The organism is Marilutibacter penaei, from assembly GCF_014145395.1.
In the GTDB taxonomy this organism is placed as follows: domain Bacteria; phylum Pseudomonadota; class Gammaproteobacteria; order Xanthomonadales; family Xanthomonadaceae; genus Marilutibacter; species Marilutibacter penaei.
Genome location: NZ_JACHTE010000010.1, coordinates 78,057 through 95,085, shown reverse-complemented (window position 1 = coordinate 95,085; position 17,029 = coordinate 78,057). Strand labels below are relative to the sequence as shown.

Sequence of the window (17,029 nt, the reverse complement as noted above, 5' to 3'; positions counted from 1 at the left end):
GGATGCCAGCCGTCAGTACCCGGTTTCGTGCAGCGAGGCACGGACCTGCTGGTGGGTGGCCTTCATCTCGTCCGAAGGGCCCGTGCGATCGAGCAGGCTGACGATCACGATGCCCAGGGTCGCCACGATGAAGCCCGGCACCATCTCGTAAAGCCCGGAGCCGTACTGCTGTACGGCAATCTGCTTCCACGCGATGACCGTGCCCGCGCCCAGCACGATGCCGGCAAGCGCACCGTTGCGGGTCATGCGTTCCCAGAACAGGGAAAACAGCACCACCGGCCCGAATGCAGCACCGAACCCGGCCCAGGCGTAACTGACCAGGCCCAGCACGCGGCTGTCCGGATCGCGGGCCAGCCACAACGCGAGCAGGGCGATCAGTCCTACCGAAATGCGCCCCACCCAGACCAGCTCGCGCTGGCTCGCGGCCTTGCGGATGAACCCGCGGTAGAAGTCCTCGGTCATCACGCTGGAGCACACCAGCAACTGGCACGACAGCGTGCTCATCACTGCGGCGAGGATCGCGGAAAGCAGCACTCCGGCCACCCACGGGTTGAACAGCAGGTTGGCCAGTTCGATGAAGACCCGCTCGGAGTTCTCGTTCACCCCCGCGGCCTGCCCGGGGTTGGCGGCGAAGTAGGCGATTGCGAAGAAGCCCACCGCCAGCGAGCCGGCCAGGCACAGGATCATCCACGCCATGCCGATGCGGCGGGCGGCGGGGATGGTGCGGACGCTGTCGGCCGCCATGAAGCGCGCCAGGATGTGCGGCTGGCCGAAGTAGCCCAGGCCCCAGGCCAGCAGCGAGACGATGCCGATGAAGCCCAGCTCGCCGCCGCGGAACCAGTCAAGGTTGCCCGGGTCGGCCTGCCGGATCAGGGCCATGCTGGCCTCGTAGCCCCCGCTGGTCATGATCACGATCACCGGCGTCAGCAGCAAGGCGAAGAACATCAACGTCGCCTGCAGGGTGTCGGTCCAGCTGACCGCCAGGAATCCGCCGATCAACGTGTACAGGATGGTGGCACCCGCCCCCCACCACAGGGCCTGGTTGTAGGGCAGCCCGAAGACGGACTCGAACAGGCGCGCACCGGCGACCACGCCCGAGGCGCAGTAGACCGCGAAGAACACCAGGATCACCAGCGCCGACAGGACGCGCAGGATGCGGTCACGGTCCTGGAAGCGATGGGTGAAATAGTCGGGGATCGTCAGTGCGTTGCCGGTCCGCTCGGTGTAGACGCGCAAGGGTCCGGCGATGTACTTCCAGTTGATCCAGGCCCCCAGCACCAGGCCAAACGCGATCCAGCCTTCCGAGACCCCGCCCAGGTACATCGCGCCGGGCAGGCCCATCAGCAGCCAGCCGCTCATGTCGGAGGCGCCGGCCGCGAGTGCGACCACGAAGGGACCGAGCGAACGGCCGCCCAGGATGTAATCGTCGAAATTCTTGGTCGACTTCCACGCGACGAGGCCGATCAGGACGACGGCGGCGAGGTAGATCGAGAACGTAACCAGAAGCGGCGTGCTGGCTGTCATAGGCAACAGGTTCCCCCGTGACTTGAAGCGAATGGGCGCCGCCCCGGGCGACGCGCGAATGGGCCAGCCTAACGCAGATGCGGATTTCGTTCAGCCCGGGTTGTTCACAGACCCTGTGGACAAGCGCACGTACGAACCTGTGGACAACACCGCGATACGCCGCAGCCACGCGGCCCACGGCCTGTATGGCGAATTTTTGACCACCCGTTCATGCACCTGACTGCCGCATCCGGAGACAGGATCGAACGTGGGATGTCAATCCTCGTCGGGCCACGCGGGCATCGCCGCCCGACCCGACGCGCGGGGTGTGGGAACGGCATCGACCGCCGCCCATACCTTCAGCGCATCGACCGTCGCGGCGACGTCGTGCACGCGCACGATGCGCGCACCGCGTTGCGCGGCAACCAGGTGCGCCGCCACTGAGCCGTACACGCGGTCGCGTGCCACCTCGCGACCGGTCAGGTCGCCGATCGCGCGCTTGCGGGACAGGCCGGCCAGGACCGGAACCCCCAGCTCGCCGAAGCGCTCCAGTCCTGCCAGCAGGGCAAGGTTGTGCTCGAGCGTCTTGCCGAAGCCGAAGCCCGGGTCGACGACGATGCGCTTTTTGTCGATGCCAGCCATCTCGGCCGCGAAGATCCGCTCGGCGAGGAACCGGTGGACCTGGGCCACGACGTCGTCGTAGTCGGGCGCGGACTGCATCGACCGTGGGTCGCCCTGCATGTGCATCAACACCACCGGGACGCCGACCGCCGCCGCGGTCTCGAGCGCACCCTCGCGGCGCAGCGCGTACACGTCATTGATCATCCCGGCGCCGGCAGCCACCGCCGCTTCCATCACTTCGGGCTTGGAGGTGTCGATCGACAAGGGCACGTCGACCTGCGCCGCCAGCGCTTCGATCACCGGGACAACGCGCGCCAGTTCCTCGTCGAGCGATACGTCCGCGGCACCGGGCCGCGTCGACTCCCCGCCGATGTCGAGCAGGTCAGCGCCCTCCTCCACCAGCCGCAGCGCGTGTGCCACCGCCGCGTCGGTCGTCGCATGTTCGCCACCATCGGAGAACGAATCGGGCGTGACGTTGACGATGCCCATGACGCGGGGACGATCGAGTTCAAGGACGCGGCCCTTGCAGTCGAGACGTGGCGACAGGTCGAACATGGAGCCATCCGGTTCAAGAGGATGCCCGCATCATGCCAGCCCGCGCTCCACGCCGGCGTGTTTCGAAGCGCAAACGAAAAAGGCCGGGAGCTCAGCCTCCCGGCCCTTCGTTTTCCGTGCCGGCTGGATCAGGTCTGCGCGGCAGGCCCGACCACCGCGCCGGGCGGCGTCGGATCGGCATCGTCCTTGTTCACGCGACCGGACTTGACCCAGTCCTTCGGCGGGCCCGGCTCGCGGCCGGCCATGATCTCGTCGATCTGGTGCGCGTCGATGGTCTCGTATTGCAGCAGCGCCTCGGCCATCACGTGCAGCTTGTCCAGGTTGTCCTGGAGGATGCGTGTGCTCTCGCCGTACGCCTTGTCGAGGATGCCCCGGACCACGGTGTCGATCTTGCGCGCAGTCTCGTCCGATACGTTCTTGTGCTGCGTGACCGAACGGCCGAGGAATACCTCGTCCTCGTCCTCGCTGTAGGCGATCGGCCCCATCTCGTCGGACAAGCCCCACTTGGTGACCATGTTGCGGGCCATCTTGGTCGCACGCTCGATGTCGTTGGACGCACCGGTGGTGACCTTGTCCGCCCCGAAGATGAGCTCTTCGGCCACGCGTCCGCCGTACAGCGAACACAGCTGCGATTCGATCGCGACGCGGTTCATCGAGTACTTGTCGCCTTCCGGCAGATACATCGTCACGCCCAGCGCACGGCCGCGCGGAATGATCGTGACCTTGTAGACCGGATCGTGCTCCGGCACGACGCGACCGACGATGGCATGACCGGCCTCGTGGTAGGCGGTGAGCTTCTTCTCGTCCTCGCTCATCGCCATCGAGCGGCGCTCGGCACCCATCAGGATCTTGTCGCGCGCCTTGTCGAAGAACTCCATGCGGACCTCGCGCGCGTTCTCGCGCGCGGCGAACAGCGCCGCCTCGTTGCAGAGGTTGGCCAGGTCGGCACCGGAGAAGCCCGGCGTGCCGCGCGCGATGGTCATCGGGTCGACGTCGTCGGCGATCGGCAGCTTGCGCATGTGCACGCGCAGGATCTGTTCGCGGCCCTTGACGTCGGGCAGGCCGACCACGACCTGGCGGTCGAACCGGCCCGGGCGCAGCAGCGCCGGGTCAAGCACGTCCGGACGGTTGGTCGCGGCGATCACGATCACGCCCTCGCCACCCTCGAAGCCGTCCATCTCGACCAGCAGCTGGTTGAGGGTCTGCTCGCGCTCGTCGTGTCCGCCGCCGAGGCCGGCGCCGCGATGGCGGCCGACCGCGTCGATCTCGTCGATGAAGATGATGCACGGCGCGTGCTTCTTCGCCTGCTCGAACATGTCGCGCACGCGGCTGGCGCCGACGCCGACGAACATCTCGACGAAGTCGGAACCGGAAATGCTGAAGAACGGCACCTTGGCCTCGCCGGCGATCGCGCGGGCCAGCAGGGTCTTGCCGGTGCCGGGCGGGCCGACCATCAGCACGCCGCGCGGGATCTTGCCGCCGAGTTTCTGGAAACGGGAGGGGTCACGCAGGAACTCGACCAGCTCGCCGACTTCCTCCTTGGCCTCGTCGCAACCGGCGACATCGGTGAAATTCACCTTGACCTCGTTCTCGCCCTGCATCTTGGCGCGCGACTTGCCGAAGCTCATCGCACCCTTTCCACCGCCCTGCTGCATCTGGCGCATGAAATAGATCCAGATGCCGATGAACAGCAGCCAGGGCAACAGCTGTACCACGATGTACACCAGCGACGGCCCGGTCTCCGGCGGCACCTGCTCGATGGCCACGTTGTGGTCGAGGAGGTCGTTCACCAGGTCCTTGTCGCCCGGGCTGTGCGTGGTGAAGCTGCTGCCGTCCTTGCGTTCACCGGTGATGGTGGTGCGGTCCTCGGCGATCTTGACCTTGGCCACGCGGTCGTTCTGCACCTGGTGGACGAACTGGTCGTACGCGAGGTTCTCCGTCGCCGCCGTGCGTGGGCCGAATGCCTGGAACACCACCATCAACACGATGGCGACGATCACCCAGAGCAGCAGATTCTTGGCCAAGTCGTTCATTCATCCACCTGTATCCGCCCCGTTCAGCGGGCCGGTCTGGAAATCATGGGCCGCCTGTCCAGCCGGCGCCCCCACCTTACTTCATCGCTGCCCGCCTGCCCCGTGCCAATGCATAGACTTCCGGCGAACGCTTGCGGGAGGCCTCCGGCTTGCGGATGACCACCTTGTCGTAACGACGACGCAGCTCACGAACGTACTCGTCGAAGCCGACGCCGTGGAAGAGCTTGATCAGGAAGTCGCCGCCCACCTTCAGGTGGCGGTCAGCGAAATCCATCGCCAGCTCGGACAGATACATCGCACGCGGCATGTCGACCGCGTCCACACCGCTCTTATTGGGGGCCATATCGGACAGCACAAGGTCCACCGGCTGGCCATTGAGCGAGGCTTCCAGGCCAGCCAGCACTTCGTCTTCCCTGAAATCGCCCTGCAGGAACTCCACGCCGGCCAGCGGCGGCATGTCCAGGATGTCGAGCGCGATCACCCGGCCAGGCCGGCTGGCGTCCATGCGGTCCATCTCCTGCCGGACCCACTGCGACCAGCCGCCGGGGGCCGCGCCCAGGTCGACCACGGTCATGCCCGGCTTGAGCAACCGGTCGCGGGCGACCAGCTCCTCCAGCTTGTAGGCGGCGCGCGAGCGCATGCCCTCGGCCTGCGCCTTCTTCACGAAGGGGTCGGAGAAGTGTTCCTTGAGCCAGCGCTGGCTGCTCTTGCTGCGGGTGGCCATGGGCGCGGGGGAGCCCTGTCCTTTCGGTCTGGATATCGGGCGACATGATACCCTGATCGCCCTTGGACGCCCCTTCACGTGACCCCCATGCCGACCCCGTTGACCGCCGCCCAGACCCGTTTCCTGCGCGGCCAGGCCCACGACCTGAAGGCGATGTTGCAGGTCGGTGGAAAGGGCATCACCGATGCGGTCGTGGCCGAGGTCGCGAACGCACTCGAACACCACGAACTGATCAAGGTGAAGGTCGCCGCCGAGGACCGCGAGCAGCGTGCGGAGATGATCGACACGCTGGCGGAGCGCACCGGCGCGGCGCTGGTGCAGAAGATCGGCCATACCGCGGTGCTGTACCGGCAGAGCAGCGAGAAGCGCCAGATCGTGTTGCCCCGTCCCTGAAGCGCCGCCTGCAATGCCGCTCAACCTGGAACTGCCCGATCACGAGTTCACCCTCCGGGGCGCCGACGGCGCCCAGGCGCGGGTCAACGACCGGATCCTGGGGGCGAGTTTCATCATCGCGCCCGACCGTCTGGTCGAGGACTGGCCCGTGACCGTGGCCGCGGCGCTGCGCGCGCACGACCTGGCCCCCCTGCTGGCGCTGGACCCGGAAGTGGTCATCCTCGGCACCGGCGCGACCCAGGTGTTTCCCCCTGCCGAGACCATGGCGACCTGCATGACCCGCGGGATCGGCCTCGAAGCGATGCGCAACGACGCCGCCGCGCGCACGTTCAGCGTGCTGGCCGGCGAGGGGCGCCGGGTGGTGGCGGGCTTCATCCTGCCTGGATGACCCCGCCCGGCGGTGCGCGGCGTTCAGCGGCGCGGAAGGTAGGACATCGGGTCGACCGGTTTGCCGTTGTAGCGAATCTCGAAATGGAGCATGTCGCGGGACGCGCCGCTGCGGCCCATCTCCGCGATCTGCTGGCCCGCCTTCACCACGGCGCCTTCGTTGACCAGGCGACTCCGGTTGTGGCCGTACGCGGAGAGCCACTGGTCGTTGTGCTTGATGATGATGAGTTCACCGTAGCCGACCAGGCCCGAACCCGAATACACCACGACGCCGTCCCCGGCGGCCCGCACCGCGGCGCCACCACTGCCCGCGATGTCGATGCCCTGGCGGGTCGGATCACCGCTGGCGAACCGGCCGATCAACTCGCCTTCCGCCGGCCAGCGCCACGACAGGCCGCTGTCGACCGGTGCCGGCGGCGGGGTCGCGGGACGCGATGCAGCACCGGCGGTGGCGGTGGCCGGGCGTGAGCCGGGCGGACGCGTGGAGGCGGTCGTGGATGCGGTCGAGCCGCCACCTGGGTACAGGCGCAGCCGCTGGCCGGGATGGATCGTATAGGGGGCACTGATGCCGTTCCAGGCGGCCAGGTCCTTCAGGGTGATGCCGTTGTCGGTCGCGATGCGATAGAGATTGTCCCCTCGCCGTACGACGACGGTCGCGCCGGGCTTGGCCTGCGATGTCGTCACCGGTCCACCGGCGCTGCCACCTTCGCGCACCACGGAACTGGAGCACGCCGCGACGACCAGGGCCATCAGGCCGATTGCAAGGGTGCGGTAAAGCTGGCTCATACGCGTTGTCCCGGTCTCCGGATTGAATCGGGGGCGGCAACGGGGCGACCCCATCCCCTGTTCGACACGACGTCAGGCGCGCAGTTCCATCCAGGCGACCGCGACCAGTACCAGGACCGCCACGGCCCAGCCCAGGATCTCGATATAGCGCCGCAGCGTCTGTTCGAGCCGCGGACCACCCCAGGCCACCAGGCCGGCGACGAGAAAGAAGCGGATGCCGCGCCCGATCGTCGAACCCAGCACGAACGGTATCAGGCCGATGCCGGTCGCACCCGAAGCGATCGTGAACACCTTGTAGGGAATCGGCGTGAACGCCGCCACGAACACGATCCAGAACCCGTACTGTTCGAACAGCGCCTGCACGCGCGCGAACGGCGCGTCCCAGCCCAGCTTGAGCATCCAGGGCCAGATCGCATCGAGTGCGTAGTGTCCCAGTACATAGCCGAGCAGGCCACCGATCACCGAGGCAATCGTGCAGATGGCGGCCAGGCGCAGCCAGCGATGCGGCGTCGACAGGGTCATCGGTGCCAGCATCACGTCGGGCGGGATCGGGAAGAAGATCGATTCCGAGAGGCTCAGCGCAGCGAGGTAGCGCGGGGCATGGCGATGGCCCGCCCACACCAGGCAGCGGTCGTAGATGGGGCCGAACAGCTTCATCGCGTGGCGCTCCGTGCGTCGCCGGGATACGGGCGGGCGTTCGCCCGCCAGGAGAAGGAGCTCAATCGACCATCCCCGACAGCAGCGGCACGAACACCACCGGACCCAGGTCATGCGACTGCAAGCGTCCGTCGGGCTGCTTCTGCAACATCACCAGGGATTGCGACGTGGCGCCCCCCACCGGAGCCACGAGCACGCCACCGGTCGCCAGCTGGTGGCCCAGTGCATCGACCAGGGCCGGCGCCGCGGCGGTGACGAGGATCGCATCGAAGGGGCCGTTCTCCGGCCAGCCGATCCTGCCGTCGTCGTGCTTGCTGCGCACGTTCAGCCCCAGCGACCTGAAGCGCTTGCGGGCCACGCGCAGGAGCTCGCCGATGCGCTCCACGGTATGCACCTCGAGTCCCAGGGCGGCGAGGATCGCCGCCTGGTAGCCGGAACCCGTGCCGATCTCCAGCACGCGCCCGGGCGCCACGGACATGAGCGCCTCGGTCATGCGTGCCACCACCCAGGGCTGGGAAATGGTCTGGCCGTGGCCGATCGGCAGCGCCGTATCTTCGTAGGCACGCGTGGCCAGTGCCTCGTCCACGAACAGGTGCCGGGGAACGGTGCGGATTGCGTTGAGCACGCGCTCGTCGCGGATGCCTTCGTCCCGCAGCCGCTGCACGAGCCGGTCGCGCACGCGCTGGGAGGTCATGCCCGAGCCGATCGCTTCGGGCTGGAGGCGCATCCGCACGCTCACGCTTCCGCCCCCGTTCCACCCGTCGCGAGGGTGGTGCCCAGGCCGTCCACCCATTGCGCGACCTGGTCCAGGGCCTGGTAGCGGGTCAGGTCGACGAGGATCGGCGTGATCGCGATGTGGCCGGTCCGGAGCGCGTGGAAGTCGGTGCCCGGGCCCGCGTCCTGCTCCGGACCCGCCGCGCCGATCCACCACCAGCGACGGCCCCGCGGGTCGGTTTGCGGGACACAGGCTTCGGCCCGGTGCCGGTTGCCCAGGCGGGTCACCTCGAAGCCGCGGACGGCCTCCCAGGGCAGGTCCGGGACATTGACGTTGAGGATGGTATCGGCCGGGAGCGGATCCGAACCCAGGCGCGCGATGATCTCCGCCGCCGCCCGCGCCGCCGTCTCGAAGTGGCGTGGCGCATGATCGGCGCTGTTCAGCGACATCGCCACGGCGGGGAGACCGAGGAAGCGCCCCTCCATTGCCGCGGCGACGGTGCCGGAGTAGATGACGTCGTCCCCGAGGTTGGCGACGTTGTTGATGCCGGACACGACGATGTCCGGCTCCGTCTCGAGCATTCCCGTGATCGCGACGTGCACGCAGTCGGTCGGGGTGCCGTGGACGCGCCACGTGTGGTCGTCCAGCTGCACCACCCGGATCGGGGCGTCGAGGGTCAGCGAGTTGCTGGCGCCGGAGCGGTCGCGATCGGGCGCGACCATGAAGACCTCGTGGCCGGCGGCGCGCAACCCCCGCGCCAGGACCTGGATGCCGGGCGCGTCGACGCCGTCGTCGTTTGAAACCAGAACTCGCATGGACTCCCTTGCAACCGCCGGTCAGGCGGCACGGACATGGTGACCGGGGGTGGAAAGGCAGCGCATCGGGCGCGCCTCCCACAAGCGACCATGATAGCCGATGGACGCGGCCGGCCGCCGCTGCTTGAAGCGTCGTCGCAAGGCGGTACGCTCGTGGCATGAAGCGCTCCCGCCCGCCCGAACCCAAGCCGCCCGTCGACGGAGACGATCTCGCCTTGTTCAGGGATGCGGTCGGACCGGTCCGCGACCTCAAGCCGCGCAGTGAGCCGCCCGGACGCCCCAGGCCGAAACCCCGTGCGCGCATGGCCGAGCTGGACGAACTGGATGCCGCGGAGGCCTTCAAGCGCGGCGGCGACCTGCCGGTCCTCGACGCCGCGGCCACGCTGGCCTATCGCCGTGACCTGCTGCCCAGGGCGGTCTACCAGCGACTGAAGCGCGGTGAGCTTGCCCCGCAGGATGAGCTGGACCTGCATGGCCTCGATGCGCGCACCGCGGAACGCCAGCTGCGCGCCTTCATGGCGGATGCGCACCGCGACGGGCTGGGCTGCGTGCGGCTCATCCACGGCAAGGGCCGGCAGAGCGAGGGAGCGCCCGTTTTGAAGAACATGGTCGATCGCCTGCTGCGCCACCGCAGCGACGTCCTGGGCTTCCACTCCGCGCCGGCGGCGCAGGGAGGAACCGGCGCGGTGCTGGTGCTGCTGGCACCGCGCGCGCCGCGTTGAGCGGCCGCGGAGTTCGCGGTCTCGCCCGGTTTGCGCGGGTTACTCTTCGGGCTTCACCTGCGCCCGCGGCAGGTTCACCCAGTGCACTTCCAGCCCCCGGCGGCGGGCGATGCGCTCGACATAGGCCACGTAAGCCTCGTCGGTATCCATGATGGTGGGCGCGCGCTCCGGCGCCTGCGCGGTACGTTCGACCGGCGCACTGGCGCAGGCCGCGAGACCCAGGGTGGACAACATGAGGACGAACACACGGAACCTGGCGTTCATGACGATCCCTCCGGTTCAGGGCACCTGCGTGCCCGGCCCGACCCGATATCGAGCCTGCCTTTCGGAGATACACCTCCCCGGCCGGACATCACAGTGCCAAGGGTCGCGCGTCCGACGAACGGTCCTCAGCGACGGGTCGCCACGTCGACCACGTCGCCCAGTTCCGCCAATACGGTGGTCGCGTAGGTACCTGCAGGCAACGAGAACGCCAGCTCCAGGCAGTCGGGCTCCAGCCAGCGCCACGACAGCTCCTCGGGACGCAACCTCAATGCCCGGCGTTCCTGTTTCAGCCCGGCGCGCTCAAGCCCGTCGCGCAAGGCATCGCCCGGGGCGGGCGCCATCGCTTCGAGTTCCATCCGCGCGGCCTCTCCCGTGCTGCGCAGCGCCCCCCGGCCCCACAACGGCCCGCTGGGATGGATGTCGAACGCCGCCAACCGGCCCGCAAGTACCTCGGTGAAGGGCTCCGGGCCAAACACGCTCCGGCTCCCGTCCAGCATCCAGGCCTCCCCATCAAGCGGACGGTCCCAGCACCCGGCCGCCACGCGGGCCGCCAGCACGCGGTTGAACAGCGCGGAACGCGCCGACGACAACAGCATGGTGCGTTGCTCACGGCCAACCCGTCGACCGGCGAACATGGACAGGGCAGCATGGAGATTGTCGCCACCCCGGCCGAATCGCTGCTCGCCGAAGTAATTCGGGACGCCCCGTCCGGCAAGAGTCGCCAGCCGGGCCTCGATCGCCGCCGGTGCCCCCACGACGTCGCGCAGCACGAGCACGAAGCGGTTGCCGGCGAGGCCCCCGCGCGGCAGCTTGCGAGCGTGCCAGGCATGGTCCAGCACGCGCAGCGCTTCATTCTCCGAGCCATGCTCGAGCGCACCCAGCGGTGGCGCCTGCCGACGCGGCAGGTGCACGCTGAACCGTTGGCGCGTCACCGCGTGCCGGTCCTTCAAGCCGGCATAGCCGATCCCGCGTTCGTCGATGCCGGCCCATTCCGCAAGCCGGCGGGCGACGAACGCCGTGTTCATGCCGCGCTTCTCGAGAGTCAGCAACAGGTGCTCGCCCTCGCCACTGGGCTCGAAACCCGGCAACTCTTCGACAATGAAATCCTCGGCGCGGTTCCGCAGCGTGGCGGAAAGCACGGCCTCCCCGTGCGCCCGGGGCAAGGCCCGGGGACGCGGATCGTCGGCAGCGCTCAAGGCCGGGCGTCCAGGTCTTCGATCAGCGCCTCCATCCCGTCGATCTCGCGCCGCTGGGCCTCGATGATGTCGTCCGCCAGCGCACGCACCCGCGGATCCTGGATACGCGCGCGCTCGCTGGTCAGGATGGCGATGGCATGGATGCAGGACTTCACGTGGCCTCCTTCCGGTTTCAAAGGGCGCGCACCAGGACGATGGCCTGCGCGGCGATGCCCTCGCGACGCCCGGTGAAGCCCAGCGTCTCGGTGGTCGTCGCCTTGATGCTCACGGTGTCGGCGGGCACTCCGAGCACGCCCGCGATCCGCTCGCGCATCGCGAGCGCGTGCGGGCCGACCTTGGGGCGCTCGCACACCACAGTGACATCGGCATTGCCGACCCTCCAGCCGCGCTCGCGCAGCAGCGCGTCGCAGTGGCGCAGGAAGTCGGTGCTGTCCGCGCCCTTCCAGCGCGGGTCGCTGGGCGGGAAATGCTCGCCGATGTCGCCCAGCGCCAACGCCCCGAGCATCGCGTCGCAGAGCGCATGCAGCACCACGTCGCCGTCCGAATGCGCGAGGACGCCGCGGTCGTGCGGTACGCGTACGCCGCCGAGCATGATGTGGTCGCCTTCACCGAAAGCGTGGACGTCGAATCCCTGGCCGATACGCATGCGCGGTTCCTGGTTGCGTGCCGTCGATTCTGTCAGGGCCGGCGTGGTCGGCACGTCACGCCTCCCTGCGGCGTTCACCGTGTTGCGCGGAGTGCAGGATCCGCCAGGAGGAATTCGACCAGCGCCCGGTCCGAGGGTGTCGTGACCTTGATGTTGTCATCGCGGCCTTCCACCAGGCACGGCCGAAGCCCCATGCGCTCCATCGCCATCGCCTCGTCGGTCGGCACGATGCCGGCCTGGCGTGCGGCCTCCAGCGCATGCGTCAGCGCTCCACGCCGGAAGGCCTGGGGCGTGAGCGCGCGCCAGAGCGCCTCGCGTGGCTCGGTGCCGAGGATCCGCGCGTCCGCATCGCTCCGCTTCAGCGTATCGCGCACCGGCGCGGCCAGGATGGCACCGTCGGGGTGCGCATCCGCCGTCCGGATCAGGCGGTCGAGATCGTCCAGGGCCAGGTTCGGGCGCGCCGCGTCATGTACCAGCACCAGGGTCTGGTCGCTGGCCTTGCCGGACAGCGCCCGCAGCGCCGCGAGGACCGAATCCGCGCGCTCGCCGCCGCCGACGCAGCGGACGACCGGCTTGCCCTGCCGCTCGGTCCAACCGGGCCACAACCCATCGGATTCGGCCAGCGCGACCACGGCACCGGCGACCCTCGGGTGCCGCAGCAATGCGTCCAGCGCATGCACGAGCAGGGGCTTGCCCTGGACTTCGAGATACTGTTTGGGCCGATCGCCACCGAACCGGCGCCCCACCCCCGCCGCCGGTACCACCGCCCACACGCCGGAGGTCATGGCGAGTCCGGGTCCGGCGGCGGCACCGGTGCCGGCGTTCCTTCTTCGACCACGCGGTAGAACACCTCGCCGGGCCTGATCATGCCCAGCTCGCTGCGCGCGCGCTCCTCGACGGCCTCGCCGCCGGAGGCCAGGTTCTTGAGATCGGCGACCTCGGCGGCCAGCGCGGCATTGCGCTGCTCGCGCGAGGCGTTGTCCTGCGTCTGCTTCGCCACCTGGTCCTCGAGGCCGGCCACGGTGTCACGGCCACCCTCACCGCTCCACAACTGGACCTGGAGGAAGGCGAGCAGCACTGCCAGCAACAGCAGCAGCACCGGCAACCAGCGCTTGCCCGCCTCCTGGGCCATGGCTTACTTCTTCAGCGACACGAAGGCGTCGCGACCGGCGTACCGGGCGGCGGCGCCCAGCTGCTCCTCGATGCGCAGCAGCTGGTTGTACTTGGCCACGCGGTCGCTGCGGCACAGCGAACCGGTCTTGATCTGCGTCGCAGTGGTCGCCACGGCGATGTCGGCAATGGTCGTGTCCTCGGTTTCGCCCGAACGGTGGGAGACGATCGCCGCATAGCGGTTCGCGTCCGCCATCGCGATGGCTTCCAGCGTCTCGGTCAGGGTGCCGATCTGGTTGACCTTGATCAGGATCGCGTTGCCGACACCCTGGTCGATGCCGTCCTTGAAGATGCGCGGGTTGGTGACGAAGAGGTCGTCGCCGACCAGCTGCACCTTGTTGCCGAGTGCCGAGGTCAGCTGCTTCCAGCCGTCCCAGTCGTCCTCGGCCATGCCGTCCTCGATCGTGATGATCGGGTACTGCGCGCACCAGCCGGCGAGGAAGTCGGAGAACTGGTCCGGGGTCAGGCGCTTGCCCTCGCCGGTCAGGTTGTACTTGCCGTTCTCGAAGAACTCGCTGGAAGCCACGTCGAGGCCCAGCAGGATGTCCTCGCCCGCCTTGTAGCCGGCCTTGCCGATCGCCTCGAGGATGGTTTCCAGCGCTTCCTCGTTGCTGCGCAGGTCCGGGGCGAAGCCGCCCTCGTCGCCGACCGCGGTGCTGAGGCCGTGGCCCTTGAGCACCGACTTCAGCGCATGGAACACCTCGGTGCCGGCACGCAGCGCCTCGGAGAAGCTGTCCACGCCCACCGGCAGGATCATGAACTCCTGCAGGTCGACATTGTTGTCGGCATGCGCACCGCCGTTGATGATGTTCATCATCGGCACCGGCAGGACGCCCGGACGGCCATGGGCGAGGTGCTGCCACAACGGCTGCTTCCGCGAGGCCGCCACCGCATGCGCATTCGCCAGCGAAACGCCCAACAGCGCGTTGGCGCCCAGGCGACCCTTGTTCTCGGTGCCGTCGAGGTCGATCATCCGGCGGTCGAGGCCGGCCTGGTCGTTGGCGTCGAAGCCGTCCAGCGCCTTTGCGATCACCGTATTGACGTTCTCGACGGCCTGGCGAACGCCCTTGCCCAGGTAGCGGGTCTTGTCGCCATCGCGCAGTTCGACGGCTTCCTTGGTGCCGGTCGAGGCGCCCGACGGCACCATCGCGCGGCCGAAGCTGCCGTCGGCGAGGGTCACCTCGGCTTCAAGGGTGGGGTTGCCCCGGCTGTCGAGGATCTCGCGGGCGTGGACTTTGGCGATCTGGGTCATGGGGTCGTCAATGCGTCTCTGGAAAAGGGATTCGGTGGGTCAGGCCTGCTCGAGGAAGCCGTTGCGCTTGGTGACCTCGTCGATCTGCTTGAGCGTCTCCAGCAGCGCGCGCATCTTCGGCAGCGGCCAGGCATTCGGGCCGTCGGACAGGGCCTTGTCGGGATCGGGGTGGGTTTCCATGAAGATGCCGCTGATGCCGACCGCCATCGCGGCGCGCGAGAGCACCGGCACGAACTCGCGCTGGCCACCGCTCTTGCCGCCGGCACCGCCGGGCAACTGCACCGAATGGGTCGCATCGAACACCACCGGGCAACCGGTGTCGCGCATCACGCTGAGGGAGCGCATGTCGCTGACCAGGTTGTTGTAGCCGAAGCTGGCGCCGCGCTCGCAGACCATGATGTCGGTGTTGCCGGTCGCCAGCGCCTTCTCGGCGACGTGCTTCATCTCCCACGGGGAGAGGAACTGGCCCTTCTTGACGTTGACCGGCTTGCCCGCCGAAGCGACCTTCTGGATGAAGTCCGTCTGCCGGCACAGGAAGGCCGGCGTCTGCAGCACGTCGACGACCGAGGCCACTTCGTCCATCGGGGTGTACTCGTGCACGTCGGTCAGCACCGGCACGCCGAGCTGCTTCTTCACTTCGGCCAGCACTTTCAGCCCCTCTTCCATGCCGGGGCCGCGGAAGCCAGACACGGAGGTGCGGTTGGCCTTGTCGAAGCTGGACTTGAAGATGAAGGGGATGCCGAGCCCGGAGGTGATCTCCTTGAGGGTGCCGGCGGTGTCGAGCTGCAGCTGCATCGACTCGATCACGCAGGGCCCGGCAATCAGGAAGAACGGCTTGTCGAGGCCGACCTCGAATCCACACAGCTTCATGCGTTCGCCTCCTTCAGCAGGCCGCCCGCGGCGCCCTCGTTGGCCTTGTACTCGCGCGCGGCGCGGATGAAGCCGACGAACAGCGGGTGGCCGTCGCGCGGCGTGGACAGGAATTCCGGGTGGGCCTGGCAGGCCAGGAACCATGGATGCCGATCCTGCGGCAGTTCGACCATTTCCACCAGCGTCTCGTCCATGGACTTCGCGCTGAACACCAGCCCGGCGTTCTCGAGCTGGTTGAGGTAGCGGTTGTTGAACTCGTAACGGTGGCGGTGGCGCTCGCCGACCACGTCCTTGCCGTATAGGCGGTGGGCCAGGGTGCCCGGCTTGACCCGCTGCTCCTGCAGGCCCAGCCGCATGGTGCCGCCGAGGTCGCTCTCCTCGCTGCGCTTCTCGACTTCGCCGGTCGCGGTGCGCCACTCGGTGATCAGGCCGATCACGGGGTGCGGGCAGGTCTTGTCGTTCTCGGTGCTGTTGGCGCCAGCCAGGCCGGCGACGTGGCGGGCATGGTCGACCACGGCCGCCTGCATGCCGTAGCAGATGCCGAAGTACGGCACCTTGTGCTCGCGCGCGTGGCGGGCGGTCATGACCTTGCCTTCGAAGCCACGGTCACCGAAGCCGCCGGGGACCAGCACGCCGTGCACGCCCTCGAGCGCCCGGTCGCCGTCGCGCTCGACGTCGGTCGACTCGACCCACTTCAGGCGGACGCGGGTACGCTGGCGCAGGCCGCCGTGCTTGAGCGCCTCGCCCACCGACTTGTACGCGTCCTGGTGGTCGACGTACTTGCCGACCACGCCGATGGTGACCTCGTCGACCGGGTTCTCGCTGGCATCCAGCACCGCGTCCCACTCGGACATGTCTGGCGCGTTGCAGGCCAGGCGGAGGCGCTCGACGATCAGGGTGTCGAGGCCCTGCTCATGGAAGCGCTGCGGCATGCGGTAGATGTTGTCGAGGTCGACCGCGGAGATCACCGCGCGCTCGGACACGTTGGTGAACAGGCCGATCTTGCGGCGCTCGCTGTCCGGCAGCGGCTGCTCGGACCTGCACAGCAGCACGTCCGGCTGGATGCCGATGGAACGCAACTCCTTGACCGAGTGCTGGGTCGGCTTGGTCTTGAGCTCGCCGGCGGCGGCGATCCACGGCACCAGGGTGAGGTGCATGAACAAGGCCTTGTCCGGGCCGCGCTCCGCGCGGATCTGACGGATCGCCTCGAGGAAGGGCAGCGACTCGATGTCGCCGACGGTGCCGCCGATCTCGACCAGGCCCACGTCGTAGCCCTCGGTCGCCTCGGCGATGCAGCGTTTGATCTCGTCGGTGATGTGCGGGATCACCTGCACGGTGCCGCCGAGGTAGTCGCCGCGGCGCTCCTTGCGGATGACGTTCTCGTAGATGCGGCCGGTGGTGACCGAGTTCTTCCGGCTCAGCCGGGTGCGGACGTAACGCTCGTAGTGGCCGAGGTCCAGGTCGGTCTCGGCGCCGTCGTCGGTGACGTACACCTCGCCGTGCTGGAACGGGCTCATGGTACCCGGGTCGACGTTGATGTAGGGATCGAGCTTCATCATCGTCACGCGCAGGCCGCGCGCTTCGAGGATGGCCGCCAGCGAGGCCGCCGCGATGCCCTTGCCAAGGGAAGACACCACGCCGCCGGTGACGAAGATCAGGGGAGTCATGCGTTTTACTGCCGCTGGAAAGCCATAGTCTACCGGGTGGGCGTGTCGACTGC

General features: G+C 68.5%; 20 protein-coding genes. 3 read left to right on the top strand and 17 right to left on the bottom strand.

Annotation, left to right across the window (positions count from 1 at the left end):
• Positions 1–12: 12 nt before the first annotated feature.
• From putP to rlmE, 4 genes are all read right to left on the bottom strand, one after another.
• On the bottom strand, positions 13–1,524 hold the full coding sequence (putP, locus tag H4F99_RS13875) for a sodium/proline symporter PutP (protein WP_182670489.1): 1,512 nt from the start codon (positions 1,522–1,524) through the stop codon (positions 13–15).
• A 255-nt stretch (positions 1,525–1,779) separates the two neighbouring features.
• The gene (gene folP, locus H4F99_RS13870) at positions 1,780–2,679 is read right to left on the bottom strand and encodes a dihydropteroate synthase (protein WP_182670487.1); all 900 of its coding nucleotides are present in this window, start codon (positions 2,677–2,679) and stop codon (positions 1,780–1,782) included.
• Positions 2,680–2,807: 128 nt separating this feature from the next.
• Positions 2,808–4,712: an ATP-dependent zinc metalloprotease FtsH gene (gene ftsH, locus H4F99_RS13865; RefSeq protein ID WP_182670485.1), complete on the bottom strand. Its 1,905-nt coding sequence runs from the start codon at positions 4,710–4,712 to the stop codon at positions 2,808–2,810.
• A gap of 76 nt (positions 4,713–4,788) precedes the next feature.
• Entirely contained in the window at positions 4,789–5,436 is a 648-nt protein-coding gene (rlmE, locus tag H4F99_RS13860) for a 23S rRNA (uridine(2552)-2'-O)-methyltransferase RlmE (RefSeq protein ID WP_182670483.1), read from the bottom strand.
• Positions 5,437–5,523: 87 nt separating this feature from the next.
• On the opposite strand from rlmE, the gene yhbY reads away from it, so the two are divergent.
• A complete protein-coding gene (gene yhbY, locus H4F99_RS13855; RefSeq protein ID WP_182670480.1) occupies positions 5,524–5,829 on the top strand; it encodes a ribosome assembly RNA-binding protein YhbY in 306 nt (101 codons plus the stop codon).
• Between the two features lie 13 nt (positions 5,830–5,842).
• Entirely contained in the window at positions 5,843–6,217 is a 375-nt protein-coding gene (locus H4F99_RS13850; RefSeq protein ID WP_182670477.1) for an Mth938-like domain-containing protein, read from the top strand.
• 23 nt (positions 6,218–6,240) lie between these two features.
• Here the strand turns inward: H4F99_RS13850 and H4F99_RS13845 are convergent, their stop codons facing one another.
• The 4 genes from H4F99_RS13845 to surE all read right to left on the bottom strand — a co-directional run bounded on the left by H4F99_RS13845 (position 6,241) and on the right by surE (position 9,189).
• Positions 6,241–7,002 (bottom strand): peptidoglycan DD-metalloendopeptidase family protein, encoded by a 762-nt coding sequence (locus tag H4F99_RS13845; RefSeq protein WP_182670475.1) that lies wholly within the window; start codon positions 7,000–7,002, stop codon positions 6,241–6,243.
• Positions 7,003–7,074: 72 nt separating this feature from the next.
• Entirely contained in the window at positions 7,075–7,659 is a 585-nt protein-coding gene (locus H4F99_RS13840) for a YqaA family protein (protein ID WP_182670472.1), read from the bottom strand.
• A gap of 61 nt (positions 7,660–7,720) precedes the next feature.
• Positions 7,721–8,398 carry a protein-L-isoaspartate(D-aspartate) O-methyltransferase gene (locus H4F99_RS13835; RefSeq protein ID WP_182670470.1) on the bottom strand — a complete coding sequence of 226 codons (678 nt, stop codon included), beginning with the start codon at positions 8,396–8,398 and terminating at the stop codon, positions 7,721–7,723.
• Entirely contained in the window at positions 8,395–9,189 is a 795-nt protein-coding gene (gene surE / locus H4F99_RS13830) for a 5'/3'-nucleotidase SurE (protein ID WP_182670468.1), read from the bottom strand. The genes H4F99_RS13835 and surE overlap by 4 nt, the downstream gene beginning before the upstream one ends.
• Positions 9,190–9,347: 158 nt before the next feature.
• Here surE and H4F99_RS13825 point away from each other — a divergent pair, with 158 nt between their 5' ends.
• The gene (locus tag H4F99_RS13825) at positions 9,348–9,911 is read left to right on the top strand and encodes a Smr/MutS family protein (RefSeq protein WP_182670466.1); all 564 of its coding nucleotides are present in this window, start codon (positions 9,348–9,350) and stop codon (positions 9,909–9,911) included.
• Positions 9,912–9,950: 39 nt separating this feature from the next.
• Here the strand turns inward: H4F99_RS13825 and H4F99_RS13820 are convergent, their stop codons facing one another.
• The 9 genes from H4F99_RS13820 to pyrG all read right to left on the bottom strand — a co-directional run bounded on the left by H4F99_RS13820 (position 9,951) and on the right by pyrG (position 16,976).
• Positions 9,951–10,175, bottom strand: a complete 225-nt coding sequence (locus H4F99_RS13820) for a hypothetical protein (RefSeq protein ID WP_182670463.1) — start codon at positions 10,173–10,175, stop codon at positions 9,951–9,953.
• Between the two features lie 125 nt (positions 10,176–10,300).
• Complete coding sequence (gene truD / locus H4F99_RS13815; protein ID WP_246372208.1) at positions 10,301–11,371, bottom strand: tRNA pseudouridine(13) synthase TruD; 1,071 nt, start codon at positions 11,369–11,371, stop codon at positions 10,301–10,303.
• Entirely contained in the window at positions 11,368–11,526 is a 159-nt protein-coding gene (locus H4F99_RS13810) for a DUF305 domain-containing protein (protein ID WP_343064225.1), read from the bottom strand. The genes truD and H4F99_RS13810 overlap by 4 nt, the downstream gene beginning before the upstream one ends.
• 17 nt (positions 11,527–11,543) lie before the next feature.
• Positions 11,544–12,017, bottom strand: coding sequence for a 2-C-methyl-D-erythritol 2,4-cyclodiphosphate synthase (gene ispF, locus H4F99_RS13805; RefSeq protein ID WP_182670461.1), 474 nt, complete (start codon positions 12,015–12,017; stop codon positions 11,544–11,546).
• A 74-nt stretch (positions 12,018–12,091) separates the two neighbouring features.
• Positions 12,092–12,802 carry a 2-C-methyl-D-erythritol 4-phosphate cytidylyltransferase gene (gene ispD, locus H4F99_RS13800; RefSeq protein ID WP_182670458.1) on the bottom strand — a complete coding sequence of 237 codons (711 nt, stop codon included), beginning with the start codon at positions 12,800–12,802 and terminating at the stop codon, positions 12,092–12,094.
• Positions 12,799–13,149, bottom strand: coding sequence for a cell division protein FtsB (gene ftsB / locus H4F99_RS13795; protein ID WP_182670456.1), 351 nt, complete (start codon positions 13,147–13,149; stop codon positions 12,799–12,801). The genes ispD and ftsB overlap by 4 nt, the downstream gene beginning before the upstream one ends.
• A 3-nt stretch (positions 13,150–13,152) precedes the next feature.
• Positions 13,153–14,439 carry a phosphopyruvate hydratase gene (gene eno / locus H4F99_RS13790; protein ID WP_182670454.1) on the bottom strand — a complete coding sequence of 429 codons (1,287 nt, stop codon included), beginning with the start codon at positions 14,437–14,439 and terminating at the stop codon, positions 13,153–13,155.
• A gap of 39 nt (positions 14,440–14,478) precedes the next feature.
• The gene (gene kdsA, locus H4F99_RS13785) at positions 14,479–15,309 is read right to left on the bottom strand and encodes a 3-deoxy-8-phosphooctulonate synthase (protein ID WP_182670453.1); all 831 of its coding nucleotides are present in this window, start codon (positions 15,307–15,309) and stop codon (positions 14,479–14,481) included.
• Complete coding sequence (gene pyrG / locus H4F99_RS13780) at positions 15,306–16,976, bottom strand: CTP synthase (RefSeq protein WP_182670451.1); 1,671 nt, start codon at positions 16,974–16,976, stop codon at positions 15,306–15,308. The genes kdsA and pyrG overlap by 4 nt, the downstream gene beginning before the upstream one ends.
• Between the last annotated feature and the right edge of the window lie 53 nt (positions 16,977–17,029).

Coding starts and splice junctions, on each gene's coding strand:
- putP (WP_182670489.1), bottom strand. CDS start 1,524: ATGACAGCCAGCACGCCGCTTCTGGTTACGTTCTCGATCTACCTCGCC.
- folP (WP_182670487.1), bottom strand. CDS start 2,679: ATGTTCGACCTGTCGCCACGTCTCGACTGCAAGGGCCGCGTCCTTGAA.
- ftsH (WP_182670485.1), bottom strand. CDS start 4,712: ATGAACGACTTGGCCAAGAATCTGCTGCTCTGGGTGATCGTCGCCATC.
- rlmE (WP_182670483.1), bottom strand. CDS start 5,436: ATGGCCACCCGCAGCAAGAGCAGCCAGCGCTGGCTCAAGGAACACTTC.
- yhbY (WP_182670480.1), top strand. CDS start 5,524: ATGCCGACCCCGTTGACCGCCGCCCAGACCCGTTTCCTGCGCGGCCAG.
- H4F99_RS13850 (WP_182670477.1), top strand. CDS start 5,843: ATGCCGCTCAACCTGGAACTGCCCGATCACGAGTTCACCCTCCGGGGC.
- H4F99_RS13845 (WP_182670475.1), bottom strand. CDS start 7,002: ATGAGCCAGCTTTACCGCACCCTTGCAATCGGCCTGATGGCCCTGGTC.
- H4F99_RS13840 (WP_182670472.1), bottom strand. CDS start 7,659: ATGAAGCTGTTCGGCCCCATCTACGACCGCTGCCTGGTGTGGGCGGGC.
- surE (WP_182670468.1), bottom strand. CDS start 9,189: ATGCGAGTTCTGGTTTCAAACGACGACGGCGTCGACGCGCCCGGCATC.
- H4F99_RS13825 (WP_182670466.1), top strand. CDS start 9,348: ATGAAGCGCTCCCGCCCGCCCGAACCCAAGCCGCCCGTCGACGGAGAC.
- H4F99_RS13820 (WP_182670463.1), bottom strand. CDS start 10,175: ATGAACGCCAGGTTCCGTGTGTTCGTCCTCATGTTGTCCACCCTGGGT.
- ispF (WP_182670461.1), bottom strand. CDS start 12,017: ATGCGTATCGGCCAGGGATTCGACGTCCACGCTTTCGGTGAAGGCGAC.
- ispD (WP_182670458.1), bottom strand. CDS start 12,802: ATGACCTCCGGCGTGTGGGCGGTGGTACCGGCGGCGGGGGTGGGGCGC.
- ftsB (WP_182670456.1), bottom strand. CDS start 13,149: ATGGCCCAGGAGGCGGGCAAGCGCTGGTTGCCGGTGCTGCTGCTGTTG.
- eno (WP_182670454.1), bottom strand. CDS start 14,439: ATGACCCAGATCGCCAAAGTCCACGCCCGCGAGATCCTCGACAGCCGG.
- kdsA (WP_182670453.1), bottom strand. CDS start 15,309: ATGAAGCTGTGTGGATTCGAGGTCGGCCTCGACAAGCCGTTCTTCCTG.
- pyrG (WP_182670451.1), bottom strand. CDS start 16,976: ATGACTCCCCTGATCTTCGTCACCGGCGGCGTGGTGTCTTCCCTTGGC.